The 25,041-nt window shown below is 63.2% G+C and carries 15 protein-coding genes; 8 read left to right on the top strand and 7 right to left on the bottom strand.

The features are described from left to right. The first annotated feature begins 38 nt into the window (after positions 1 to 38). Positions 39 to 683, top strand: a complete 645-nt coding sequence (msrA, locus tag F474_RS11825) for a peptide-methionine (S)-S-oxide reductase MsrA (protein ID WP_097084589.1) — start codon at positions 39 to 41, stop codon at positions 681 to 683. A gap of 23 nt (positions 684 to 706) precedes the next feature. On the opposite strand, the gene F474_RS11820 is transcribed toward msrA, so the two are convergent. Both F474_RS11820 and putP read right to left on the bottom strand, forming a co-directional pair. After that, entirely contained in the window at positions 707 to 1,546 is an 840-nt protein-coding gene (locus F474_RS11820; protein ID WP_097084588.1) for a 23S rRNA (adenine(2030)-N(6))-methyltransferase RlmJ, read from the bottom strand. A gap of 89 nt (positions 1,547 to 1,635) precedes the next feature. Further along, positions 1,636 to 3,123 (bottom strand): sodium/proline symporter PutP, encoded by a 1,488-nt coding sequence (gene putP, locus F474_RS11815; protein WP_097084587.1) that lies wholly within the window; start codon positions 3,121 to 3,123, stop codon positions 1,636 to 1,638. A gap of 324 nt (positions 3,124 to 3,447) precedes the next feature. Here putP and putA point away from each other — a divergent pair, with 324 nt between their 5' ends. The 6 genes from putA (at position 3,448) to yccS (ending at position 18,985) form a co-directional block, all read left to right on the top strand. Further along, a complete protein-coding gene (gene putA / locus F474_RS11810; RefSeq protein ID WP_097084586.1) occupies positions 3,448 to 7,398 on the top strand; it encodes a trifunctional transcriptional regulator/proline dehydrogenase/L-glutamate gamma-semialdehyde dehydrogenase in 3,951 nt (1,316 codons plus the stop codon). 127 nt (positions 7,399 to 7,525) lie between these two features. Further along, positions 7,526 to 10,036 (top strand): dermonecrotic toxin domain-containing protein, encoded by a 2,511-nt coding sequence (locus F474_RS11805; protein ID WP_097084585.1) that lies wholly within the window; start codon positions 7,526 to 7,528, stop codon positions 10,034 to 10,036. A 128-nt stretch (positions 10,037 to 10,164) separates the two neighbouring features. Beyond that, a complete protein-coding gene (locus F474_RS11800; RefSeq protein ID WP_097084782.1) occupies positions 10,165 to 11,907 on the top strand; it encodes a potassium/proton antiporter in 1,743 nt (580 codons plus the stop codon). 33 nt (positions 11,908 to 11,940) lie between these two features. Beyond that, positions 11,941 to 15,243, top strand: coding sequence for a mechanosensitive channel MscK (mscK, locus tag F474_RS11795; RefSeq protein WP_097084584.1), 3,303 nt, complete (start codon positions 11,941 to 11,943; stop codon positions 15,241 to 15,243). A 25-nt stretch (positions 15,244 to 15,268) separates the two neighbouring features. After that, complete coding sequence (gene selO, locus F474_RS11790) at positions 15,269 to 16,732, top strand: protein adenylyltransferase SelO (protein WP_097084583.1); 1,464 nt, start codon at positions 15,269 to 15,271, stop codon at positions 16,730 to 16,732. A 51-nt stretch (positions 16,733 to 16,783) separates the two neighbouring features. Continuing rightward, the gene (gene yccS / locus F474_RS11785) at positions 16,784 to 18,985 is read left to right on the top strand and encodes a YccS family putative transporter (protein ID WP_097084582.1); all 2,202 of its coding nucleotides are present in this window, start codon (positions 16,784 to 16,786) and stop codon (positions 18,983 to 18,985) included. Between the two features lie 50 nt (positions 18,986 to 19,035). On the opposite strand, the gene F474_RS11780 is transcribed toward yccS, so the two are convergent. The 4 genes from F474_RS11780 to F474_RS11765 form a co-directional block, all read right to left on the bottom strand. Next, the gene (locus tag F474_RS11780; RefSeq protein ID WP_097084581.1) at positions 19,036 to 19,776 is read right to left on the bottom strand and encodes an ABC transporter substrate-binding protein; all 741 of its coding nucleotides are present in this window, start codon (positions 19,774 to 19,776) and stop codon (positions 19,036 to 19,038) included. 97 nt (positions 19,777 to 19,873) lie between these two features. After that, entirely contained in the window at positions 19,874 to 20,188 is a 315-nt protein-coding gene (locus F474_RS11775; protein ID WP_097084580.1) for a helix-turn-helix domain-containing protein, read from the bottom strand. Positions 20,189 to 20,211: 23 nt separating this feature from the next. Beyond that, positions 20,212 to 20,706, bottom strand: a complete 495-nt coding sequence (locus F474_RS11770) for a M48 family metallopeptidase (RefSeq protein ID WP_097084579.1) — start codon at positions 20,704 to 20,706, stop codon at positions 20,212 to 20,214. A gap of 30 nt (positions 20,707 to 20,736) precedes the next feature. Continuing rightward, positions 20,737 to 22,872 carry a bifunctional diguanylate cyclase/phosphodiesterase gene (locus tag F474_RS11765; RefSeq protein WP_097084578.1) on the bottom strand — a complete coding sequence of 712 codons (2,136 nt, stop codon included), beginning with the start codon at positions 22,870 to 22,872 and terminating at the stop codon, positions 20,737 to 20,739. Between the two features lie 306 nt (positions 22,873 to 23,178). Between F474_RS11765 and F474_RS11760 the strand changes: the two genes are divergently transcribed. Then, complete coding sequence (locus F474_RS11760; protein ID WP_097084577.1) at positions 23,179 to 23,877, top strand: polysaccharide lyase family 7 protein; 699 nt, start codon at positions 23,179 to 23,181, stop codon at positions 23,875 to 23,877. A 74-nt stretch (positions 23,878 to 23,951) separates the two neighbouring features. Here F474_RS11760 and fba read toward each other — a convergent pair whose 3' ends face one another. Beyond that, complete coding sequence (fba, locus tag F474_RS11755; RefSeq protein ID WP_097084576.1) at positions 23,952 to 25,016, bottom strand: class II fructose-bisphosphate aldolase; 1,065 nt, start codon at positions 25,014 to 25,016, stop codon at positions 23,952 to 23,954. Positions 25,017 to 25,041: the final 25 nt, after the last annotated feature.

Genomic DNA, 25,041 nt, shown 5'->3' with positions numbered 1-25,041 from the left:
AGGTGGTCTATCGATCAACTGCCTTGAGGAGATGGCCCATGGCCCTGCGCTCTGAAATTCTCGTGAACAAGAACGCGCTGCCCACTGCCGAGCAAGCACTGCCGGGCCGCGAATCGCCCATGGCCGTGCCGGCCGAGCACTTCGTCAACGGCCACCGGTTGCAGGCGCCGTTTCCGGCCCATATGCAAACCGCGATCTTCGGCCTGGGCTGCTTCTGGGGTGCCGAACGGCGCCTCTGGCAGCAGCCAGGGGTGTACAGCACCGCCGTGGGCTATGCCGGCGGCTTCACGCCAAACCCTACCTACGAAGAAGTCTGTTCGGGCCTGACCGGCCACAGCGAAGTGGTGCTGGTGGTGTTCGACCCTGCAGAAACCAGCTATGAAAACCTGCTCAAAGTGTTCTGGGAATCCCATAACCCCACCCAGGGGATGCGCCAGGGTAACGACATCGGCACCCAGTACCGGTCGGTGATCTACGCCACCAACGAGCAGCAACTGCACGCGGCGCTCGCCAGCCGTGAGCAATATCAGGCTGCACTCGGCGAAGCTGGGCTTGCGGGTATCACCACCGAGATCCAGATGGCGCCCACGTTCTACTACGCCGAGGCGTACCACCAGCAGTACCTGGCCAAGAACCCCGAAGGGTATTGCGGCATTGGTGGCACCGGCGTCTGCTTCATCTGAATCGATGAGTAGACGCGCAGCCTCTACTCGCCGATGAGCCACTCCAGCTTGTAGCTGCCCTGGCTCTGGCCCAGCAACTGGGCCAACCACGGCAGCAGCTCGCGCAGTTCTTCCTCCAGCCCCCAAGGCGGGTTGGAAATGGCCAGCCCGGAGCCGTTCAGGCTATTGGGGGTCGCTTCGGGGTGAACGTAGAGCTCGACCTTGAGCAGCTTTGGCGCCCCGGTGCTGGTGAGCTCTTGATGGAAGCGTCGCATCGCCCGGGCGTCGTCCTTGATCGGATACCACAGGGCAACGATCGTCTGGCGCATGCGGCTGATGGACTCTTTCATCGCCTTGACGCAACGGTCGAGCTCATCGAGCTGCTCGAATGGCGGGTCGACCAGCATGATCGCGCGTTTTTCGACCACCGGCAGCAGCGCACGGGGCAGGTGCCAACCCTCGCCCAGGTGTACCGTCACCCGCGGGTCACGTTGGTAATTGTCCTTGAGCAACTGGCCGTCATCGGGGTGCTTTTCGTTGAGCAGCACGCGATCCTGCTGGCGCGCCAGGCGCCGAGCGAGCTCGGGGGAGCCGGGGTAGTAGCGCAGCTCGCCGTCGGGGTTGAGCTTGCGCACGATGCGCAGGTAATCGTCGCAGCTGGCCGGCGCGCCCTCGGCCTGCCACAGCCGAGCGATACCCTCGAGGTACTCGCCGGTGCGGCTGGCCTGGTCACCCTGGAGGTCATACAGGCCCAGGCCTGCATGGGTGTCGATATAGGCGAAAGGCTGTTCCTTGCGAGTGAACAGCCCAATCAACCGGGTCAGAACGATATGTTTGAAGACGTCGGCGTGATTGCCGGCGTGAAAAGCATGACGGTAGTTCATCGTGTGTTATCGGCGGCCGGTGGCACCTGTTGGGCCGCGCAGTGTAACCGCACAAGGCCCCACGGCCAAAGGCCGGGGGCCGGATGGCATCAGCGCAATGCCTGGCGATAGGCCTGTTCGGCACCATCGAAACGCTCGGCGGTGGCCTGCGGAACCCGCCCCAGGCGGCTGACGATCACGATAGCCAGGGTTGCGGCGATGAACCCGGGGATCATCTCGTACAACCCCCACCATGCGCCTTGGCGCCACACCAATACCGTCAGCGCGCCCACCAGCATGCCCGCGATGGCGCCATTGCGGGTGACGCCGCGCCAGAGCACAGAGAGCAGGACCAATGGGCCGAAGGAGGCACCGAAACCTGCCCAGGCGTAGCCCACCAGTGCCAGCACGCTGCTGTCTGGATCACGCGCCAGCATGATTGCCACCAGCGCCACGACCAGTACCATCGCCCGGCCAACCCATACCAGCTCACGCTGCGAAGCACGCCCGCGAATGAACTGCCGATAGAAGTCTTCGGTCAGCGAGCTTGAGCACACCAGCAGCTGGCAGCTCAAGGTGCTCATCACGGCAGCGAACACTGCCGAAAGCAGCACACCGGCAACCCACGGGTTGAACAGCAGCCGCGAAAGCTCCATGAATACCACTTCCTGATTGGCGGTGACCGGTGCCGCCAGGTGCGGATTAGCTTCGAAGAACGCAACGCCGAAAAAGCCAACCGAGCAGGCTCCCCCCAGGCACAGGATCATCCAGGTCATGGATATCCGGCGCGCTTTGGTGATGGACCTAACCGAGTCGGCGGCCATGAAGCGCGCCAGGATGTGTGGTTGGCCAAAGTACCCCAGCCCCCACGCCAGCAGCGACAAGGTGCCGACCCAGGTGGCACCCTTGAGGATGGCGAAATGCTCAGGCTGGGCGGTTTCGATCAAGGCAACCGACGCATCGCCCCCGCCAGTGGCGATCACTACCATCACCGGGGTCAGCACCAGGGCGAAGATCATCAGGGTCGCTTGCACGGTGTCGGTCCAGCTGACAGCCAGGAAACCGCCGATCAACGTATAGGCGATGGTCGCAGCAGCCCCGGCCCAGATGGCCTGCTCATAGGGCAAGCCAAAATTGCTTTCGAAGAACCGCGCCCCAGCGACTACGCCGGAGGAGCAATAGATAGTGAAGAACACAAGGATCACCACCGCCGACATCACTCGCAGCAGGCCGCTGCGGTCGTCGAAGCGATTGGCGAAGTAGTCTGGCAGCGTCAGGGCATCGTTGTTGTGCTCGGTGTGCACACGCAGCCGCCCGGCGACCAGGCGCCAGTTCAGCCAGGCACCGGTGATCAGGCCCACAGCGATCCAGCCTGCTGACAGCCCCGACAGGTAGATGGCCCCGGGCAGGCCCATCAACAGCCAGCCGCTCATGTCTGAAGCGCCCGCCGACAAGGCTGTGACCACGCTGCCCAGGCGCCGGCCGCCCAGTACGTAGTCGGAAAGGTTTTGCGTGGAACGGTAGGCGTATAGGCCAATCGCCAGCAGTAGGACGGTATACGCAATGAAGGTTATCAGCGTAGGGTTGCTCACACTCATCGTTAGCCACCATGTTGTTTTAGGAAGGTAGGCGCTACCGGGGGTTGCACCACGAGGGCGCATCCTGCGGGCTGACGACGGGTCGCTCAATGGGTTTGAGACTGAAAGGCACTTTCCTACACCCCTTTCAGAATATTCCTACTCGTTTGTTTTCATTGAAAAATGACAAAAAAACGGCTGATCGCACCGTTTAAGGGCGCCTATTGCAGGTAGAGCCCACCATTCAGGCCATTTGGAAAAATTGGGTTGCACCTGGTTGCACCCCAGGTAACACCCAGATACTCTCTCGCCACCAAATCGCCCCGCCCGCATGAGGACAATGACATGGCGACTACCACCCTCGGCGTCAAACTCGACGACCCCACCCGCGAGCGCCTCAAGGCCGCCGCGCAGACCATCGACCGTACGCCGCACTGGCTGATCAAACAGGCCATCTTCAGTTACCTGGAGCGCCTGGAGTCCGGTGCCAACCTGGCCGAGCTGGGGCAAGCACCCGTGCGAGAGCACGACGACGTGGGCGAGTTGCCAGCCGATGCGGGCCCCCAGCCGTTTCTGGAGTTTGCCGAGAGCATCCTGCCTCAGTCCGTGCTGCGCGCAGCGATCACCGGCGCCTATCGCCGGCCCGAGCAGGAAATGGTCCCCATGCTGCTGGAGCAGGCCCGCCTGCCGGCGCCCCAAGCCGAGGCCGCCAACAAGCTGGCCGCCGGCATCGCCGAGAAACTGCGCAATCAGAAGAGCGCCAGCGGCCGTGCTGGCCTGGTGCAGGGGTTGCTGCAAGAGTTCTCGCTGTCGAGCCAGGAAGGCGTGGCCCTGATGTGCCTGGCCGAAGCGCTGCTGCGCATCCCCGACAAGGCCACCCGTGACGCACTGATTCGCGACAAGGTCAGCAACGGCAACTGGAAGCAGCACCTGGGCCAGAGCCCGTCGATGTTCGTCAATGCCGCCTCCTGGGGCCTGCTGATTACCGGCAAGCTGGTGTCTACCCACAGCGAGGCTAACCTCACCTCTTCGCTCAGCCGCCTGATCGGCAAGAGCGGCGAGCCGGTGATCCGCAAGGGCGTGGACATGGCCATGCGCCTGATGGGTGAGCAGTTCGTCACCGGCGAGACCATCGCCGAAGCGCTGGCCAACGCCTCCCGCTTCGAAAACAAAGGCTTCCGCTACTCCTACGACATGCTCGGCGAAGCCGCGCTGACCGAAACCGACGCGCTGAAGTACATGGCCTCCTACGAGCAGGCCATCCACTCCATCGGCAAGGCTTCCCACGGCCGCGGCATCTATGAAGGCCCGGGCATCTCGATCAAGCTGTCGGCGCTGCACCCGCGCTATAGCCGCGCCCAGTACGAGCGGGTGATGGACGAGCTGTACCCGCGCCTGCTGTCGCTGACCCAACTGGCCAAGCAGTACGACATCGGCCTGAACATCGACGCCGAGGAAGCCGACCGCCTGGAGCTGTCGCTGGACCTGCTCGAGCGCCTGTGCTTCGAGCCGTCGCTGGCCGGCTGGAACGGCATCGGCTTCGTCATACAGGCTTACCAGAAGCGCTGCCCGTACGTGATCGACTACGTGATCGACCTGGCACGCCGCAGCCGCCATCGCCTGATGATTCGCCTGGTGAAGGGCGCCTACTGGGACAGCGAGATCAAGCGTGCCCAGGTCGAGGGCTTGGAGGGTTACCCGGTCTATACCCGCAAGGTGTACACCGATGTCTCCTACATCGCCTGCGCCCGCAAGCTGTTGGCGGTGCCAGAAGCCATCTACCCGCAATTCGCGACCCACAACGCCCATACCCTCTCGGCCATCTACCAGATCGCCGGGCAGAACTACTACCCTGGCCAGTATGAGTTCCAATGCCTGCACGGCATGGGCGAGCCGCTGTACGAACAAGTGGTAGGCAAGGTTTCCGAAGGCAAGCTCGGCCGCCCGTGCCGGGTATATGCCCCGGTAGGCACCCATGAAACGCTGCTCGCCTACCTGGTGCGCCGCCTGCTGGAAAACGGCGCCAACACCTCGTTCGTCAACCGCATCGCCGACCATTCCATCTCCATTCAGGAGTTGGTGGCCGACCCTGTGGCGGTCATCGAGCGCATGGCCTCGCAGGAAGGCGCCATCGGCCTGCCACACGCCCGCATCCCGCAACCCCGCGAGCTCTACGGCAGTGAGCGGGCCAACTCCGCTGGCATCGACATGGCCAACGAGCACCGCCTGGCCTCGCTGTCCAGCGCCCTGCTGGCCAGCGCCCATACCGAGTGGAAAGCAGTACCGATCCTGGGCTGCGATGCCAGTGCCGGCACCGCCGAGCCCGTGCTCAACCCAGCCGACCATCGCGATGTGGTCGGGCATGTGCAGGAGGCGACCGTCGAAGACGTCGGCAACGCGCTGCAGTGCGCGCAGATTCACGGCGCCATGTGGCAGGCCACCCCACCCGACGCACGGGGTGCGATCCTCGACCGCGCGGCCGATGCCATGGAAGCGCAGATCCAGCCGCTGATGGGCCTGCTGGCCCGGGAAGCAGGCAAGACCTACGCCAACGCCATCGCCGAAGTGCGGGAGGCCGTGGACTTCCTGCGCTACTACGCCGCCCAGGCTCGTCACGACTTTGCCAATGACACTCATCGCCCGCTGGGCCCTGTGGTGTGCATCAGCCCGTGGAACTTCCCCCTGGCGATCTTCACCGGCCAAGTCGCCGCAGCGCTGGCTGCCGGTAACCCGGTGCTGGCCAAGCCGGCCGAGCAAACCCCGCTGGTCGCGGCCCAGGCCGTTCGCCTGCTGCTGGAAGCCGGTATTCCCGAAGGCGTGCTGCAGCTGCTGCCCGGCCGTGGTGAAACCGTCGGCGCGGCGCTGGTGGGTGATGATCGAGTCAAGGGCGTGATGTTCACCGGCTCCACGGAAGTGGCGCGCCTGCTGCAGCGCAATGTGGCCGGCCGCCTGGACGCCCAGGGCCGCCCCATCCCGCTGATTGCCGAAACCGGTGGCCAGAACGCGATGATCGTGGACTCGTCGGCACTCACCGAGCAGGTGGTGATCGATGTGGTGTCCTCGGCGTTCGACAGCGCTGGCCAGCGCTGCTCGGCCCTGCGCGTGCTGTGCCTGCAGGAAGACAGCGCCGACCGCGTGATCGAAATGCTCAAGGGCGCGATGGCCGAAGCCCGCATCGGCAACCCCGAATCGCTCGCCGTGGACATCGGCCCGGTGATCGACGCCGAAGCCAAGGCCGGCATCGAGAAGCACATCCAGGGCATGCGCGACAAAGGCCGTGCGGTGTACCAGGTGGCTCGCGTGCAGGGCGATGAATTGCAACGGGGCACCTTCGTGCTGCCGACGCTGATCGAGCTCGATAACCTTGATGAGCTCAAGCGCGAAGTGTTCGGCCCGGTGCTGCACGTGATCCGCTATGCCCGCAAAGACCTTGACGCGCTGATCCAGCAGATCAACGCCACCGGCTACGGCCTGACCTTGGGCGTTCACACCCGCATCGACGAGACCATTGCCAAGGTGGTGGAAAACGTCAATGCCGGTAACGCTTACGTCAACCGCAACATCGTTGGCGCCGTGGTCGGCGTACAACCCTTCGGTGGTGAAGGCCTCTCGGGCACTGGCCCGAAAGCTGGCGGCCCGTTGTACCTGTACCGCCTGCTTTCAACCTCACCGAGCGATTCGCTGAGCAACGCCTTTGTGCGCAAGCAAACCGCTGCACCAGACCTGACCGCGCAAACCGAGCTGCTCAAGCCGCTGGCCGCGCTCAAGGCTTGGGCCGCAAGCAGCCAGCACGGCGAGTTGGCAGCACTGTGCGAGCAGTTCGCCAGCCAGTCGCAGAGCGGCATCACTCGCCTGCTGCCTGGCCCGACCGGCGAGCGCAACAGCTATATCATCCTGCCGCGCGAGCACGTGCTGTGCCTTGCCGAGACCGAAGCCGACCTGCTGACCCAGCTGGCTGCGGTGCTGGCCGTCGGCAGCATGGCCGTATGGGCCAATGGCGAGCCTGGCAACGCGTTGCGTGCCAAGCTGCCCAAGGAAGTGGTCGCGCGGATTCGCGTGGTCAGCGATTGGGCCAAGGATGACGTAGCACTGGACGCAGTGATCCACCACGGTGACTCCGACCAGTTGCGTGCGGTATGCCAGCAGGTCGCCCAGCGTGCGGGGGCGATCATCGGCGTGCAGGGGCTGGCCCAGGGTGAAACCCAGGTGGCGCTTGAACGTTTGGTGATCGAGCGCGCGTTGAGCGTTAACACCGCCGCTGCCGGGGGCAATGCCAGCCTGATGAGCATCGGCTGACACCGGCGTATCGCGAAAAAGCCCAGGCCTGCCTGGGCTTTTTCGATTCTGCCGGCCGTAACTATCTACCCCTCCTCAGCTAGAGCGCTGCGCCAACATCCGGCCCCCTTCCAATGGAGCCCTGTCAATGCGCCTCTCACCTACACGCTTTCAGGCTGACCTGCTCGCGGCTCGCGAAGCCCGAGCCACCTTGCAGATCGCTCGAGACTATTTCGAAGCCTGGCCCGACCTTTACACCATGGCCTACGACCTTGCAGCCCGCTGTGTGCTCGAGCACACCGGTAAAGCCTTCAACCCCGACAAGGTCTGGTGGCACTGCTTCGAGCGCGCCAGCAACAGCGCCAAGACCTTTACCGGGTGGCAGCACGCCGGGCCACCCATTCGCTCGATGACCCTGACCGAACTGGTCGTGAGACGGTTCGATGATGGGTTTCAGGATGCGCCCCAAGCCTTGGACAGCTACAGCGGTTTCTACCAACAGGACGCCGGTGCGCCGTATTTCGACGAACGCAATGAGGTCCCCCTGCTTCCCAGTACAGTGATGGCCGCGTTCTGGAGCCTGGATTTCGCTGCGCAGGTCAGGCAGCGCACCCAGGCCTTCTGGGAAGCACACGGCACAGGCTTCATCCTGCTCGCCAAAGTGCAGTTGCTGGCCGCCGCACGCCAGGCCGAACTGCCAGCAGCCGACCTCGCCGCGCTGTACGACTATTGCGGCGCGGATGTCGCTCAGCCGCTGACCCTGCAAGCGCTCAAACAGCCCCTGCGCCCCGAGGTGTTGACGGTCGCGCGCTACGAAAACCACGTTGAAACACCGTTGTTCACCCTCACCACCCGCCATGGCAGCGTTCTTCTCTATAGCCCTGCAGCGCACCCGATGCTGAGGGGCTTCGACAACGCTTCGGCCATGACACGCGCCATTGCCGCACACCTGGCTTCACCCCAAGGCCTGAGCTGGGCCAATGAGCTGTCCCCGCGCACCGGCGGCGCGCGAGCCCTGGCAGCGCTACGTGAACGAATCGGCACCCCATCCACACCATCTTGGCCGTTCGGCACGCCCACGCCGGTGCAGGAGCATCTGCTGCAAGCGCTGGCGCAGGCTGCCCACGAACAACTGATCCAGGCCCAGGCGCAACTGGTAGACAACCAGGCGTTACGCCGAGAGCTGTGGCGAGGCTACCTGGGGGCCTTCCTGACGGTTTTCGCGCCGCTGGCTCCGCTGGGGCTGCCTCTGAGCATCGGCATCCTGGCCGCAGGCGCGGGGCGCCTGGTGCTCGACGTCCAGGCACTCACCCACGCCCGCCTGCCCTCGCGGCGCAGGGAGGCGCTGGTGTCGATCGTTGCCGACACACTGCTCACCCTGTTTTCGATCGCTGACCTGGGCCTGAGCCTCAAAGCCCTGCGCTACCGAGCGCCGGCCCACGAGCAGCTAGCGCAATTGAGCGACTGGCAACCCGGCCGCTGGCCGGCACAGACGCTGGACGACCTACGCGCCGGCCCCCCTGGCGACCTGCATCCACCGCAGCCAGGCACAGGCCCCCTCCAAGGCGTGCGCTTACGGCCTGACGGCAGCACGTGGATCTCGCTGGATGAAGGTACCTTCCGTGTGCGCTATGACGCCGAACTAAGGACCTGGCTGGCGGTACGCCCTGATGCACCTTACGCTTTCGCGCCGCTGCGGCCGGTGCAACTGAACGCCGACGGGCAATGGGCATGGCTCGCCCCGCCGCGCCTGGCAGGGGGAGCGCCAACACCGGCACTGCCGGACCAGGCGATGTGGGCCACCTACATGGCGGATGCACCTGCTTCCAGCCGGGCAATGGCTGTACAGGCCATCGACCGGCAACGCGGCGTGTTGGCCAACGCCGGGCTTCCCCAACTGCCAGAGGCTACAGCAGCGACCTTCGACAGCCACGGCTATGCCTGCGCCGTTGTCGACGGCCAGCCCCACTACACGTACAGCCGCGGTGGCCAGTTCAACAATGACCTGGTACGTATCTACACCAGCGACATGCATTATCCCAACCACCTGTTTCGTTTCGGTATCGCCAACGCGTTCGAGGCCGGCGATGGCGACTTGCACGCCTATCTGAAGCTGTTGTTCGACTCTCTCGACAGCCTGCCTGGCAGCAATGGCGTCACGCTCTGGCGTGGCGGCCATGGCCTGCGCAATACATCCGGTGCATGGCTGCGCAGCGGCCAAGTCGAAGCAGGCGATACGCTGGTCACCACCGACATCACCTCATTCACCGAAAACCCGTATGCCCTCAAGGATTTCGTGGCCCCGCGGCAATGGGTAGGCATGAGCTACCAGCGGCTGTTTGACGACACCTCGGTCGTTTTCGAACTGCCAGCCGGCCGCTACCACTCCGGTAAACCCGTCGGGCCGCTATCGATGATCGACGAGGAGGCCGAAACGCTTTTCAGCCCGGGGCGCGTGTTCCGGATCGATGCTATCAAAGCGGTCGAGGGCGAGACGTTTCGCTTCACGTTAGTCAGGTTGCGTGAGCTTGCGGGGCCTGTTGGCGGGAATGTTTTCGACCTGCGCACAGGAACGCCGTTCGACCGCGCCGCCTTTGCCGGCCGAATCGCCGACTCAGCGTTGCTGGAGCGTCTGTTTCCAGCAGCGCACTGGGCCTGACCCCTCAGGCCTGCGGCCAGCCAAGGGCGCAGGCCTCACTTCACAAGCTTTGACAGAGGCTGCAACACTAAGGTTAGAATCGGTTGGCACGATACATGCTTTTCCAGCCTTTTCAGGGAGTACCGCCTTTGACCGCCAGTGCCATCAACAGCTTGTTCTTGATCGGTGCGTTGCTGGTGGGGGCAAGCATTCTTGTCAGCTCACTCTCCTCGCGCCTGGGTATCCCGATCCTGGTGATCATCCTGGGCGTGGGCATGGCCGCCGGGGTCGACGGCGGCGGCATCGTTTTCGATAACTTTCCCCAGGCCTACCTGGTGGGCAACCTGGCACTGGCGGTGATCCTGCTCGACGGCGGGCTGCGCACACGCGTGGCAAGCTTTCGCGTGGCGCTGTGGCCAGCACTGTCGCTGGCCACCGTCGGCGTGATGATCACCACTGGGCTCACAGGTGTGCTGGCGGCGTGGCTATTTGGCCTTAACATGATCCAGGGCTTACTGATCGGCGCAATCGTCGGCTCCACCGATGCCGCTGCGGTGTTCTCGCTGCTGGGCGGCAAAGGCCTGAACGAGCGGGTGACCGCCACTCTGGAAATCGAATCGGGCAGCAACGACCCGATGGCTGTGTTCCTCACCGTGACCCTGATCGACATGCTCGCCACGCACCAGACCGGCCTGCACCTGAGCCTGCTGGGCCATCTGCTACGTGAGTTCGGCACTGGCGCGGTGCTGGGCCTGGGCGGGGGCTGGGTGCTGTTGCAACTGGTCAACCGCATCAACCTGGCCCACGCCCTCTACCCGATTCTGGTCATCGCCGGGGGCCTGGTAGTGTTCGCACTCACCAACGCCCTGCACGGCAGCGGGTTCCTTGCCGTGTACCTTGCAGGCCTGGTGCTGGGCAATCGGCCAATCCGCAGCCGCCACAGCATCCTGCACATGCTTGACGGCATGGCGTGGCTGGCGCAGATCGGCATGTTCCTGGTGCTGGGCCTGCTGGTGACTCCGCACGACCTGTTACCGATCGCCTTGCCCGCGTTGGGCCTGGCCCTGTGGATGATCCTCTTTGCCCGGCCGCTGTCGGTATTCATCGGGCTGGCACCGTTCCGCGCGTTCCATGGCCGCGAAAAGGCGTTCATTTCCTGGGTCGGGCTGCGTGGGGCCGTGCCGATCATTCTGGCGGTGTTCCCACTGATGGCGGGGCTGCCCAATGCACAGCTGTATTTCAACCTGGCGTTCTTCATCGTGCTGGTGTCGCTGCTGCTGCAAGGCACCAGCCTGCCGTGGATGGCCAAGCTGTTGAAGGTGACCGTGCCACCCGACCCAGCGCCGATCTCACGTTCAGCGCTGGAGGTACATCACACCAGTGAATGGGAGTTGTTCGTTTACCGCCTCGGTGCCGAAAAATGGTGCATTGGCGCGGCCCTGCGCGAGCTCAAGATGCCCGAAGGCACCCGCATCGCGGCATTGTTTCGCCATGAGCAACTGCTGCACCCGTCCGGCAGCACGGTACTGGAAGTCGGCGACATGCTCTGCGTGATCGGCCACGAGCGCGACCTGCCGGCGTTGGGCAAGCTGTTCAGCCAGGCGCCGCAACGCGGGCTGGACCTGCGCTTTTTCGGCGACTTCGTGCTCGAGGGCGATGCCGAGCTTGGTGCCGTTTCGGCGCTGTATGGCCTCAAGCTCGACGGCGTGGACGCCAGCACCCCACTGGCCCGCTTCATCGCTCAGAAGGTGGGCGGCGCGCCGGTAGTGGGCGATCAGATCGAGTGGAACAACACCGTCTGGACGGTCGCGGTGATGGACGGGAACAAGATCGCAAAAGTCGGCGTCAGATTCCCCGAAGGAAGCCGCCCAGGGCCCGGGCTGTTCCTTTAGAATCGTCCTATTTTCCCAAGGCCTGCCGCCATCATGCTCGATTTCCGCGCCTTCCTCGGCGCAGCCCTGCTGGGGCTGTGCCTGCTTTCACCCCTTGCACTGGCTGCCGATCCTCCCAGCGCCGAAAGCGTCCAGCAGAGCCTGGACCACATCGCCGACCGCAAGCTCTCAGACCCCGACCAGAAAGCCCTGGAACAGGTGCTGGAGCAGACGCTCACCTTCCTCGGCAGCGCCGACGACGACACCCGGCAGTTGGCACAAACCAAGCGGCAGATCGCCGATGCGCCACGCCAGAGCAGCGACAACCAGCGAGAGCTGGAGCGGCTCAAGGCGACCAAGATGGTGCCGGTGGCCCAGCGCTACGCCAACCAGAGCGTGCCGCAGTTGGAGCAACTGTTGGCCGACCGTGGCACCCAGCAGGGTGAGCTGCAACGCCAGCTCGCCGACGCCAACACGCTGATCATCAACTCCCAGACCCGCCCGGAGCGCGCCCAGACCGAGATCAGCAACGCGCAGACCCGCATCCAGCAGATCAACACCATCCTCAAGACCGGCAAGGAGTCCGGCAAGACCCTCTCCAGTGACCTGCGCAATCAGTACCTGGCCGAGTTGGCGTCGATCAACGCACGTGTGGCCCTGCGCCGCCAGGAGCTGGCCGGCAACAGTGCCCTGCAGGACCTGGGCAACAGCCAGCACGACCTGTTGCTGGAAAAGATCGGCCGCCAGGCCCAAGAGATCCAGGACCTGCAGTCGCTGATCAACCAGAAGCGTCTGGCCCAGTCCCAACAAACGGTCAACGAGCAATCGGCCGAAGCTCAGAAAGCCGGTAACAGCAGCCTGCTGGCCAACGAAAGCGCCACCAACGTGCGCCTTTCCGATTACCTGCTGCGCAGCACCGACCGCCTCAACGAGATCACCCAACAAGACCTCAAGACCCGCCAGCAGCTCGACTCGCTGAGCCAGACCGACCAAGCGCTGGACGAGCAGATCAACGTACTGCGCGGCAGCCTGTTGCTGTCGAAGATCCTCTACACACAAAAGCAGGCGTTGCCCCACCTGAAACTGGATCGCAACCTCGCCGACCAGATCGCCGACATTCGCCTGTATCAGTTCGAGGTGAGCCAGCAGCGCGAGGCGCTGAGCAATCCACAGGGTTACGTGGATGGGTTGATCGCCGCCCATCCCGAAGAAAACATCACGCCCCAGCTCAAGAAAAGCCTGCTGGACCTCGCCGTCACCCGCGCCGACCTGCTAGAGCGGCTGAACCGAGAGCTGGCGGCACTGCTTAACGCCTCGATCAACCTGCAACTGAATCAGAAACAGCTCTTGGACACCGCCCAGAACCTGCGCAGCACCCTGGACGAGCAGATGTTCTGGATCCCCAGCAACAAGCCGCTGGACTTCGAGTGGCTGATGGGTGCGCCGAAGCGGCTGGTCAAGCAAGTCGCCACCCTGCCGTGGTGGTCGAGCGTGAAGCAACTGGGCGACGGCCTGGCCCAGCGGCCGTTGTTGTTTCTGCCGCTGGTGCTGATGATCGGTGGCCTGCTGTGGCGCCGCCGCTACCTCTACAACAAGCTCAACCAGGTGCACAAGGACGTCGGCCACTTCAAGCGTGACAGCCAGTGGCACACCCCGTTGGCGGTACTGGTCAATGTGCTGCTGGCCCTGCCTGTTGCCTTGGTGCTGGGGTTGGGCGGCCTGGCCTTGCAGATCGATGCCCGGGGCCAGAACGCCAGCCTGGGTTCTGCTCTGTTGCAGATTGCCCAGGCGTGGCTGGTGTTCTACACCGCCTACCGGATCCTTGCCCCCAGCGGCGTGGCGGAAGTGCACTTTCGTTGGGAGCGTGCCCAGGTGGCCTTCTTGCGCGCCTGGGTGCGGCGCCTGGGCTTCGTGGTGCTGGCATTGGTATCGGTGGTGGCGGTGGCTGAGTTGCAGCCTTCGGCGCTGGCTGACGACGTGCTGGGCATCGGCGTGGTGCTGGGCTGCTACGGGCTGATGACCTGGCTGCTGGCGCGCCTGCTGCTGGCGAGCCCCACGCACGGTAATGCCTCGGTGTTCCGCAGGCTGATCGGTATCGCCTTCACCCTGCTGCCCGTGGCCCTGTTCCTGGGCGTTTGCTTTGGCTACTACTACACCGCCCTCAAGCTCACTGACCGGCTGATTGCGACGCTCTACCTGGCGATGGCCTGGCTGGTGATCGAGGCGATGTTCGTGCGGGGCCTGAGCGTAGCCGCCCGGCGCCTGGCCTACCAGCGCGCGCTGAGCAAGCGCCAGGCAAGCAAGGAAAGCGGTGACGACAGCGTGGTGATCGAAGAGCCGACGCTGGACATCGAACAGGTCAACCAGCAGTCGCTGCGCCTGATTCGCCTGGTGCTGCTGGGCACGTTCATCGGCGTGCTGTACTGGGTATGGGCCGACCTGATCACGGTGTTCTCGTACCTGGACAACATCGTGCTCTACCAATACACCAGTGGCAGCGGCACCAACATGAGCATGGTGCCCATCAGCCTGGGCGACATGATCGGTGCGCTGGTGGTGGTCGCCATTACCTTCGTGCTGGCCGGCAACCTGCCAGGCTTGCTGGAGGTGTTCGTGCTGTCGCGGCTGAACCTCAAACAGGGCAGTGCCTACGCCACCACTACGCTGTTGTCTTACACCATTGCTGGTGTGGGCTTCGTCAGTACGCTGTCCACGCTGGGGGTGAGCTGGGACAAACTGCAATGGCTGGTAGCCGCCCTCTCGGTGGGCCTGGGCTTCGGCATGCAAGAGATCTTCGCCAACTTCATTTCCGGGATCATGATCCTGTTCGAACGCCCAGTGCGCATCGGTGACACGATCACCATCGGCAATTTGTCTGGAACGGTCAGCCGCATTCGCATCCGCGCAACCACCATCACCGACTTCGACAAGAAAGACATCATCGTACCCAACAAGACGTTCATCACTGGGCAGCTGATCAACTGGTCGCTCACCGATACCGTCACGCGGGTGACGCTGCGCCTGGGTGTGGATTACGGCTCGGACCTGGACCTGGTGCGTAAACTGCTGCTGCAGGCAGCCGATGACAACCCGAGGGTTCTGAAAGACCCAGAGCCGATCGTCTATTTTCTCAACTTCGGCGAAAGCACCCTGGACCACGAACTGCGCATGCACGTACGCGACCTGGGCGACCGCAATCCGGCCCTCGATGAGATCAACCGCGCCATCAACCGGGAGTTCAAGGCCAATGGGGTGCGCATCTCCTTCCGCCAGGTGGAGGTGTACCTGAAGAACTCCGAAGGCGGCGAGTACCACTTCCCGGTGGTAGACAAGGGCAACAAGCCCGAGCCATGCTGACCCCCAACTCGCCCTGGGCCCTGCCATGAAACGCCTCGACGAACTGAGCTTCGATAACCGCTTCGCCCGCCTGGGCGATGCATTCTCCACCGAAGTGTTGCCCGACCCGATCGAGGCACCGCGGCTGGTGGTGGCCAGTGAGGCAGCGCTGGCGCTGCTGGACCTGCCCCCGGAGGAGGCCAGCAACCCGCTGTTGGCCGAGGTGTTCAGTGGCCACAAACTATGGGACAGCGCAGAGCCGCGGGCGATGGTGTATTCCGGGCATCAGTTCGGGGGCTACACCCCTCGGCTGGGCGATGGCCGCGGCCTGCTGCTCGGGGAGGTGGTCAACGCCCGCGGCGAGCATTGGGACCTGCACCTCAAGGGCGCCGGCCAAACCCCCTACTCGCGCATGGGCGACGGCCGCGCCGTGCTGCGCTCTTCGATCCGAGAGTTTCTGGCCAGCGAAGCGCTGCAGGCATTGGGCATACCCACCTCGCGCGCACTCTGCGTGACCGCCTCAGACACCCCTGTGTGGCGCGAAAAACGCGAAAACGCAGCTATGCTGCTGCGCCTGGCACCCAGCCATGTGCGCTTTGGCCACTTCGAATACTTCTACTACACCCGCCAGCACGAGCAACTGGGCGAGCTGGCCCAGCATGTGCTCCAGGCCTACTACCCCCACTGCCTCGAAGCCGAGAACCCCCACTTGGCAATGTTCTCGGAGGTGGTGGAGCGCACCGCCGAGCTGATCGCCTGGTGGCAGGCCTACGGCTTCAACCACGGGGTGATGAACACCGACAACATGTCGATCCTGGGGCTGACCTTCGACTTCGGCCCCTATGCGTTTCTGGATGATTTCGACGCCCGCTTCGTCTGCAACCATTCCGACGACCAGGGCCGCTACTCGTTCAGCAACCAGGTACCCATCGCCCACTGGAACCTCAGCGCCCTGGCCCAGGCGCTGACGCCGTTCATCGAGGTAGACGCGCTCAAGGGCGCCCTGGAGCTGTACCTGCCCATCTTCCAGGCCAAATACCAGGACCTCATGCGCCGGCGCCTTGGGCTGGCGACAGCAGAGGCCGATGACCACTTGCTGGTCGAGCAACTGTTGCAATGCATGCAGAACAGCGGGGTGGACTATAACCTGTTCTTCCGCAGGCTGGGCGATGCCCCTGCCGAGCAGGCGCTTGCCACGCTGCGCGACGACTTCGTAGACCGCGAGGCCTTTGACCAATGGGGCCAGGCACTGCTGGCGCGCCTTGCCCGCGAACCGGCCGAGGCCCCAGCCCACCGGCGGCAGCGGATGCACAGCGTCAACCCGCTGTACCTGCTGCGCAACTACCTGGCCCAACAAGCGATAGAAGCGGCCGAACAGGGCGACTATAGCCTGGTGCGCCAGTTGCACACGGTGCTCACCCGCCCCTTCGATGAGCAGCCCGGCCAGGAACGCTTCGCCCAACGGCCGCCTGACTGGGGCAAGCATCTGGAAATCAGCTGTTCTTCCTGACATCGGGCCGGGCTATGATCGACGCATCGTTCACCCGGGCTCGCATACCTGATGGCCAAGAAGTCCTTCCGCAATACCCTGCGCCGCCTGTGGGCGCTGGACAAGTTCAGCTACAGCATTCGGGTATTCATCGCGCTCACCGGGAGCATGGCGCTTTGCTGGTGGCAAAACGAGATGCACCTGCTGATTCCGTTGTTCCTGGGCATCATCGCCAGCGCCCTGGCCGAGACCGACGATAACTGGCAGGGCCGGGCCACTGCGCTTGCGGTGACCTTGGTGTGCTTCAGTGTGGCGGCACTGGCCGTAGAGCTGCTGTTTCCCTACCCTTGGTTGTTCGCCAGCGCATTGGCGGTGGCAGCGTTCTGCCTTACGATGCTCGGCGCCCTTGGCGAGCGCTACAACGCCGTGGCCTATGCCACGCTGATTCTTTCGGTCTACACGATGATCGGCGTCGACCAACGCGGTGGCGACGTGCAGGATTTCTGGCACGAGCCGATGCTGCTGGTGGCCGGTGCGGCCTGGTACGGCGCGCTGTCGGTGCTGTGGCAGGCGCTGTTCGCCAACCAGCCGGTGCAGCAGAGCCTGGCGCGGGTGTTCCGCGAGCTGGGGCTGTACCTGAAGATCAAATCCTCGCTGTTCGAACCTATTCGCGGGCTGGATGTGGAAGGCCGGCGGTTGGAGCTGGCTCAGCAGAACGGCCGGGTCGTGGCAGCGCTCAATGCCTCCAAGGAGATCATCCTCAACCGAGTGGGCGGTAGCCGCGCAGGCGCCAAGACCAGCCGCTACCTGAAACTGTACTTTCTGGCCCAGGACGTACACGAGCGCGCCAGCTCCTCCCACTACCCCTACAACGCCTTGGCCGAAGCGTTTTTTCACAGCGACGTGCTGTTTCGCTGCCAGCGCCTGCTGCGCCAGCAAGGCAGCGCGTGCCAGCGCCTCTCCGAAAGCCTGCAACTGCGCCAGCCCTTTGTATACGACGACAGCTTCGCCGAGGCGCTGGGCGACCTGCACGCTTCACTCGAACACCTGCGTAGCCAGAGCAACCCGGCGTGGCGTTGGCTGCTGCGCTCGCTCAACGCCCTGGCCACCAACCTGGCGACCCTGGACCGCTTGCTCAGCGACGCCAGCAACCCGGACGCCCTGGCCGAGGCCAGCGACAGCAGCCTGCTCAACCGTGCACCGCAGAATCTACGGGAGATGTGGGGGCGCATCCGCCAGAACCTCACGCCGACGTCCCTGTTGTTCCGCCATGCTCTGCGCCTGCCCCTGGCGCTCACGCTGTGCTATGGCACGGTTCACCTGATCCACCCCTCGCAAGGCTACTGGATCATGCTGACCACGTTGTTCGTTTGCCAACCCAGCTATGGCGCAACTCGGCGCAAGCTTGGCCAACGGGTAGTCGGTACTGCCATCGGCCTTACCGTGGGCTGGGCGTTGTTCGACTTATTTCCCAGCCCCGTCATCCAGTCACTGTTCGCGATCGGTGCGGGCATGGTGTTCTTCATCTACCGGACCAGCAGCTACACGGTGTCCACGGCAGGCATCACCCTGATGGTGCTGTTCTGCTTCAACCAGACCGGCGACGGCTATGGGCTGTTTCTGCCCAGGCTGTTCGATACCCTGGTCGGCAGCCTGATCGCGGGGCTGGCGGTATTTTTGTTCCTGCCCGACTGGCAGGGCCGGCGCCTTAACAAGGTGCTTGCCAATACCCTGACCTGCAATGCGTTGTACCTGCGCCAGATCTTGAGCCAGTACGCCAACGGCAAGCGTGATGATCTCGCCTATCGCCTGGCCCGGCGTAACGCACACAACGCTGACGCGGCCCTCTCCACGACACTGGCCAATATGCTGCTGGAGCCAGGGCACTTTCGTAAGGAAGCCGACATGGGCTTCCGCTTTCTGGTGTTGTCGCACACGCTGCTCAATTATCTGTCTGGCCTCGGTGCGCACCGAGGCAGCGATTTGCCCGAGCCCGTCAAAAACGAGCTGATTCTGGGTGTGGGCGAGCGCTTGGCAAGCTCGCTGGAAGGGTTGGCACAGGGCCTGGCGGCGCGTACGCCGGTGCCGCTGGAAGACGAGGCAGAGCAGGTGCTGGCCGCGGAGCTGGAGCAGATGCCAGAGGAAGTCGACGAAAGCCAGCGGTTGGTTCAAACGCAATTGGCCTTGATCTGCCGGCAACTAGCGCCGTTGCGCAACATGGCAGCGCACCTGGTGCGCGGTAAAGCGCAACGCACAGTGGCCAAGGTGGCGTAGGGTGCACGCGGCAGGGCGTGCTCATTGCTTGTGAGGCCTGCCCCTGGGCCTCAGCGAACCTGCGCAGCGATCAACTTCTCGAGTGTCCCGTCGGCGCGCATCGAATCAATCGCCTTGTCAAAATCCGCAACGATGCGTTCGTAATTAGGGGTTTTGCGACTGACCAGGATATGCAGCGTGTTTTCGGACAGGGGGGGCCCTACGAACTTCACCGCCTCCCGCACCGCCTCGGGCTCACGCTGCAAGTAATAGCGAGCGACATATTCGTCTTCGAGGGTCATGTCGACCCGATCGGCTGCCAGCATTCGCAGCGCCTGGGAAAAATTCTGCACCGGCACCTTGTTCAAGTGCTTGTCAGCGTCGAACTCCGGGGAATAGGCGTAATCGCGCACCACCGCGATCGCGACAGAGCCAAGGCTGGCGAGGCTGCCGTCGTAAGTTTGTTTGATTCGGCTGTTTTGCAGAAAACAGATTCGATTGTGCAGGTAAGGTGCGGAAAACAACCCGGCCTGAAGGCGAGCCTGGTTGAACCAGGCGTTGATCAGCACATCGTAGCGGCCCGCTTCGATCCCTTGCAGCGCACGGGCCCACGGCACCTGCTCATAGGCACTGGCGTAACCGGCCCGGGCGAGCGCACGGGTAACGATATCGGTGGCGATGCCCTTGTTCGGCATGCTGTCGTCGGTGAACGGCGGCCAGATATCAGCCACCAGGCGCAAGGGAACGGCACCGGCCGGCAATGACAGCCAGAGCCCCGCGAGCAAACAACAGCCCATCAGCAATCGCCGCATGCATCTCTCCCGTCCTGGGACATCACATCTCTGGACACCATGCCATAAAACCCACTTGGGGATAATGGCCAGCCGCCTCCTTGTCGCTAATGAATGATTACTGTTCCACAAACGACATTGGGTAGCCTAGCACCTGGCAGATGCGTTCAACGTTGGTTTGAACCCATGCAGGGTTCACCGCGCCCCAGCTTTGAATACGGTAATGACCGATCTGATGGCGACTGCCGGCCTCTTGTTCGAACACACACTCGATGTCCAGCTCGGCCAGCGCCGCGAGCGTATCCTGCGCCGTACGCCGGGGCATACCGGTCACTTCGGTGATTGCCGGAATGGTGGTTGCCCGGCCCGAATCGATCAGCCAGGCAAGGTAAAGGCGGCGGTAGAAGCTGGTGCGGGTCTTGCTGGCGTCCATGGAAATTTCCGTAGTGAGGCGGCTCAGCGCCGCAGGTCGCGGGCAGTCAGGTACAAGCGCAGGTCGAACTCCACCTGCTGGTAACCGGGCAGCATGTGCTCGCACAGCTGGTAGAAGGCCTTGTTATGATCGGCTTCGCGCAAATGGGCCAGCTCGTGCACGACGATCATGCGTAGAAACTCCGGTGGTGCTTCGCGAAACAGCGCAGCGATGCGGATTTCCTTCTTGGCCTTGAGCTTGCCGCCCTGAACGCGCGAAACCGCCGTATGCAACCCCAGCGCGCGATGGGTCAAGTCGAGGCGATTGTCGAACAACACCTTGTCGATGGCCGGCGCCGAACGCAGGTATTGCTGGCGTAGCTGGCTCACGTAGCCGTAGAGCGCCTTGTCGTTCTGAATGCCATGCTGGCCGCTGTAACGCTCGGCCAGGTAGCGCTCCAGGCCCCCGCGGTCGATCAGCTGGCGCACTTGGGCCTGAAGGTCGGCAGGGTAGCCCTGGAGGTATCGGAGCGTAAGCATGGCGGCCGTCGAACGTGCAAAGCGGCCAGTTTACTCGCGCCCGCCGTCGTCGGCGAGCTGCCAGTCGAAGCTCGGTGCGAAGCTGGAGGCCTCGCTGCCTGGCATCGGCTGGGCTACCAGGAAGCCTTGAACGAATTCGCAGCCGTTTTCCAGCAACCATTGCTGCTGTGCATGGGTTTCCACTCCCTCGGCGACCACCACGATCGAATAGCTGGCACACAGTTCGATCAAGCTACGCACCAAGGCGGCATCACGGGGGCTGTCAGGTAGCCGCGCGATCAGGCGCCTGTCCAACTTGAGGGTATCAATGGGCAGGTCACGCAGCAGCGCCAGCGAGCAGTGCTCTGCACCGAAGTCATCCAGGGCGATTCGCACCCCCAACCCGCGTAGCATCGATAACTGCTGGCGTGCCTCTTGAAGGTTGTGCAGCAGCGAAGGTTCGGTCAGTTCCACTTCCAGCTGCCGGGGCAGCAGGCCGTTCATGGCGACTGCCCGCTGCAGCTCGGCTACCAGGTTGGGCGTGCTGAATTGCGCGTTGCTGAGGCTGATGCTGACGATTGCGTCGCTGCCGAAGCGGTCGAGCAAGGTACGGCGCGTGGCCGCGCTCTCCTGATAGATCCAGGTCGCCAGGCGGCTGACCAGCCGCGCCTCCTCAAGCAGCGGAATGAACAAGTCCGGCGGTACGTCGCCCACGCTAGGATGATTCCAGCGCAGCAGCGCTTCGAACCCCCGGACCTTGCCATCCTTGAGCGCGACCTGGGGCTGGAAGCACAACCGGAAATGCCGGTGCTCTATGGCTTCGGCAACGCTCTCCTCAAGCAGCAGGCGCGAGCGGGCGCGCACGTTCAGGTCCTGATCGTAATAGCGGTATTGTTGCTTCCCAGCCTGCTTGGCGGCATACATCGCGATGTCTGCCGCGCGCAGCAGGTGCTCGAGGGTAGAGCCGCATTCAGGGTAGGTCGCAATGCCGATGCTCACGCCCAGCGACACCTCAATGCCATCGATCTGTTCGCAGATCCGCACTCTTTCCAGTATTTTCTCCGCCACCTTGGCGGCCTGCTCCGGGTAGTCCAGCGTGTCGAGCAAAGCGGTGAACTCATCCCCGCCCATGCGCCCGACGATGTCGTAGGGCCGCAGGCACTCCTTGAGCTGTGCGGCCACCCAGCGCAGCACACGGTCGCCTGCATCGTGGCCATGGGCATCGTTTATCCGCTTGAAGCCGTCCATGTCCAGGTAAAGCAGCGCTTGGGTTTTGTCCGGCCGCTCATTGCGCAGCAATGCGCCTTCAACCGTCTGATAGAAACCACGTCGGTTTAGCAGGCCCGTGAGCGGGTCGGTGACTGCCTGGTACTCCAGTTGCTGATGCAGGCTGCGCACCACTGACATGTCCTGCACCGTCACGACCATCGCCTTGTCGCCCGCCAGTGGCGCGCAAGAAAGCGAGACCGGCAGCGACTGCCCCCCATACGTGCGCATCACTGCGTCATGAATGCGATGGATGTCACGCAGGGTGTAGGCGCGGAAAAAGTCAGAATCATGCCAGCTGGTGACGCCGGGCTTTTCGATGAAATCGAGCAAGCGTGCGCTTTCAAGCTCGTCGATGGTCGCCCCGAGCAGCCTTGAAATCGCCGGGTTGGCAAACCGTATATTGCCCACTTCATCGATCACCAGAATCCCTTCTGCCGCATGCTCAAGCACCGAGGCGTTGAAGGCCCGGGCAGATTCCAGGTCACGGCTGAGCCGCTGCAGTTCCTTGCGGTGGCGCTGTTGCTCCAGCAGTGCATGCACCTTGGGCTTGAGGATCTCAGGGTCGAAGGGTTTGAACAGGTAGTCGACCGCCCCATTGGCGTAACCCTTGAGCACGGCGGCTTCCGATTGCTCGTTGGCGGTCAGGAAGATGATAGGCGTGAGCCGGGTACGCTGGCTGCCACGCATTAGCCGCGCGACCTCGAACCCGTCCATCCCGGGCATCTGGACATCCAGCAACACGAGGTCGACCTCGTGCTGAAGCAACATCCCCAGTGCCTCCACGCCGGAGGCAGCGGTCACTACATCCCAGTCTTGGCGCTCGAGCAACGCACGCATGCTGAGTAAGTTTTCCGGGTAGTCATCAACGACCAACAGTACCGATCGATCATCGGCGGCTTTCGACTGCGCGCATTCCATGCTGCTACTCAACCTAATAATGGCTCGTTGCCACAACTGAACAACTACTCAAACAGCCTAGCCCGGCGAGCGGCCCCTTGCCGAGAAAAAATTTTCGCCCTTACCCCCTCCTGCCGACTAACGGTCCTGCTGCTGAAACTTTGGCAATCAAAAGCTTATGGAAAGCCGACAAACGGATGACGCCAAATTATGGACGCTGCCGATAAAAGAAGTATCTTCCGCACCACAGCGCAGGGCAGCCCTTCAACAGCGCAGGTAGCGCGGAGTTTAACGAACCTTAACGCCCCTCTTACGAAGGTGAACACCGTGATCGATCTTTCTACCTGGAACCTCAGCATTCCCGTCGGCAGCCCCGCTACCACCATCGACACCCCTGCACTGGCCTCTGGCTACAAAGATCAGTATTTTCATGCTGATTCCAGCACCTTGTTCTTCTGGGCGCCGGTAACCGGCTCGGTGACCAAAAGCGCCAAGTACCCTCGCAGCGAACTTCGCGAAACGTACCCCAACGGCGCGGTGCATAACTGGAAGTACCCCGAGGCCGACAACTTCCTGCGTGCAGCCTTGGCTGTGAACATGGTGCCGTCTACCGGCAAGGTCGTGATTGGCCAGATCCACCAGTACGGCAGCAACGAGCCTTTGCTGAAGGTGGAGTACCAGTACAAGGAAAAAACCAAGCTGGGCAATATCGTGGCCAAACTGCGCCAGACGCCTGAGCAGGATGAGCCGACGGTCATTACCATTGCGCAGAACGTGCCGCTCAGCACCCGCTTCACTTACACCATTCACCTGACCCAGGCGGGCAGCCTGGTGGTCAACGCAGCCGACTATCAATGGAGCACCACCCTGAACTCAGGCTGGAAAACCAAAGACTTGTATTTCAAAGCAGGCGTCTACACCCAGGACAACACCGGCTATGCCACCGAAGGCGGCCAAGTGACGTTCTATAAACTGGCCGCCACCCATACCACCAAGGCGGACGCTGCAAAAGTCGCTGCCCGCTGAGCCTCGCAGGCGGAAACGAAAAAGCCCGGCACTGGCCGGGCTTTGTCTTTCAAGCAGGGAAGCTGACCAGGCGATCAGTTCACCTTGGCGTCCAGCTCACCCTTGGCGTAGCGGGCGAACATTGCGTCAAGGGAGATCGGTTTGATCTTCGAGGCATTACCGGCAGTGCCAAAGGCTTCGTAGCGTGCGATGCACACATCGCGCATGGCTTCGACGGTCTTGGCCAGGTACTTGCGCGGGTCGAACTCGCTGGGGTGCTTGGCCATGAACTGGCGAATGGCGCCAGTGGAGGCCAGGCGCAGGTCGGTATCGATGTTGACCTTGCGCACACCGTACTTGATGCCTTCGACGATCTCTTCGACAGGCACACCGTAGGTTTCCTTGATGTCGCCGCCGTACTCATTGATGATCGCAAGCCACTCCTGCGGCACTGACGAGGAACCGTGCATCACCAGGTGAGTATTGGGGATGCGCGCATGGATTTCCTTGATGCGCTGGATCGACAGCACGTCACCGGTAGGCGGCTTGGTGAACTTGTAGGCGCCGTGGCTCGTGCCAATGGCGATCGCCAGGGCATCTACCTGGGTCTTCTTGACGAAATCGGCAGCTTCCTCAGGGTCGGTCAGCAACTGGCTGTGGTCCAGAATACCCTCAGCCCCAACGCCGTCTTCCTCGCCGGCCTGGCCGGTTTCGAGCGAACCCAGGCAGCCCAGCTCACCTTCTACCGACACGCCACAGGCGTGAGCGAAAGCGACGGTCTGCTGAGTGACGCGTACGTTGTATTCATAGTCGGACGGGGTCTTGCCGTCGGCTTTGAGCGAGCCATCCATCATGACCGAGCTGAAGCCCAGCTGGATGGAACGCTGGCAGACGTCCGGGCTGGTGCCGTGATCCTGGTGCATGACCACTGGGATGTGCGGGAATTCCTCAATCGCGGCCAGGATCAAATGGCGCAGAAACGGGGCACCGGCGTACTTGCGAGCGCCGGCCGAAGCCTGGACGATCACTGGCGAGTCCGTCTTGTCAGCGGCTTCCATGATCGCGCGCATCTGTTCAAGGTTGTTCACGTTGAAAGCTGGCACGCCGTAGCCGAATTCGGCGGCGTGGTCCAGCATCTGGCGCATGCTAATCAGTGCCATGGTTTGTTTCTCTCCCGCTCCAGGG

The sequence above is a fragment of the Pseudomonas sp. URIL14HWK12:I12 genome (assembly GCF_003097135.1).
In the GTDB taxonomy this organism is placed as follows: domain Bacteria; phylum Pseudomonadota; class Gammaproteobacteria; order Pseudomonadales; family Pseudomonadaceae; genus Aquipseudomonas.
The sequence above is the reverse complement of the archived record's forward strand: the minus strand, read 5'-3'. Positions and strand labels throughout refer to the sequence as shown.

Coding starts and splice junctions, on each gene's coding strand:
- msrA (WP_097084589.1), top strand. CDS start 39: ATGGCCCTGCGCTCTGAAATTCTCGTGAACAAGAACGCGCTGCCCACT.
- F474_RS11820 (WP_097084588.1), bottom strand. CDS start 1,546: ATGAACTACCGTCATGCTTTTCACGCCGGCAATCACGCCGACGTCTTC.
- putP (WP_097084587.1), bottom strand. CDS start 3,123: ATGAGTGTGAGCAACCCTACGCTGATAACCTTCATTGCGTATACCGTC.
- putA (WP_097084586.1), top strand. CDS start 3,448: ATGGCGACTACCACCCTCGGCGTCAAACTCGACGACCCCACCCGCGAG.
- F474_RS11805 (WP_097084585.1), top strand. CDS start 7,526: ATGCGCCTCTCACCTACACGCTTTCAGGCTGACCTGCTCGCGGCTCGC.
- mscK (WP_097084584.1), top strand. CDS start 11,941: ATGCTCGATTTCCGCGCCTTCCTCGGCGCAGCCCTGCTGGGGCTGTGC.
- selO (WP_097084583.1), top strand. CDS start 15,269: ATGAAACGCCTCGACGAACTGAGCTTCGATAACCGCTTCGCCCGCCTG.
- yccS (WP_097084582.1), top strand. CDS start 16,784: ATGGCCAAGAAGTCCTTCCGCAATACCCTGCGCCGCCTGTGGGCGCTG.
- F474_RS11780 (WP_097084581.1), bottom strand. CDS start 19,776: ATGCGGCGATTGCTGATGGGCTGTTGTTTGCTCGCGGGGCTCTGGCTG.
- F474_RS11775 (WP_097084580.1), bottom strand. CDS start 20,188: ATGGACGCCAGCAAGACCCGCACCAGCTTCTACCGCCGCCTTTACCTT.
- F474_RS11770 (WP_097084579.1), bottom strand. CDS start 20,706: ATGCTTACGCTCCGATACCTCCAGGGCTACCCTGCCGACCTTCAGGCC.
- F474_RS11765 (WP_097084578.1), bottom strand. CDS start 22,872: ATGGAATGCGCGCAGTCGAAAGCCGCCGATGATCGATCGGTACTGTTG.
- fba (WP_097084576.1), bottom strand. CDS start 25,016: ATGGCACTGATTAGCATGCGCCAGATGCTGGACCACGCCGCCGAATTC.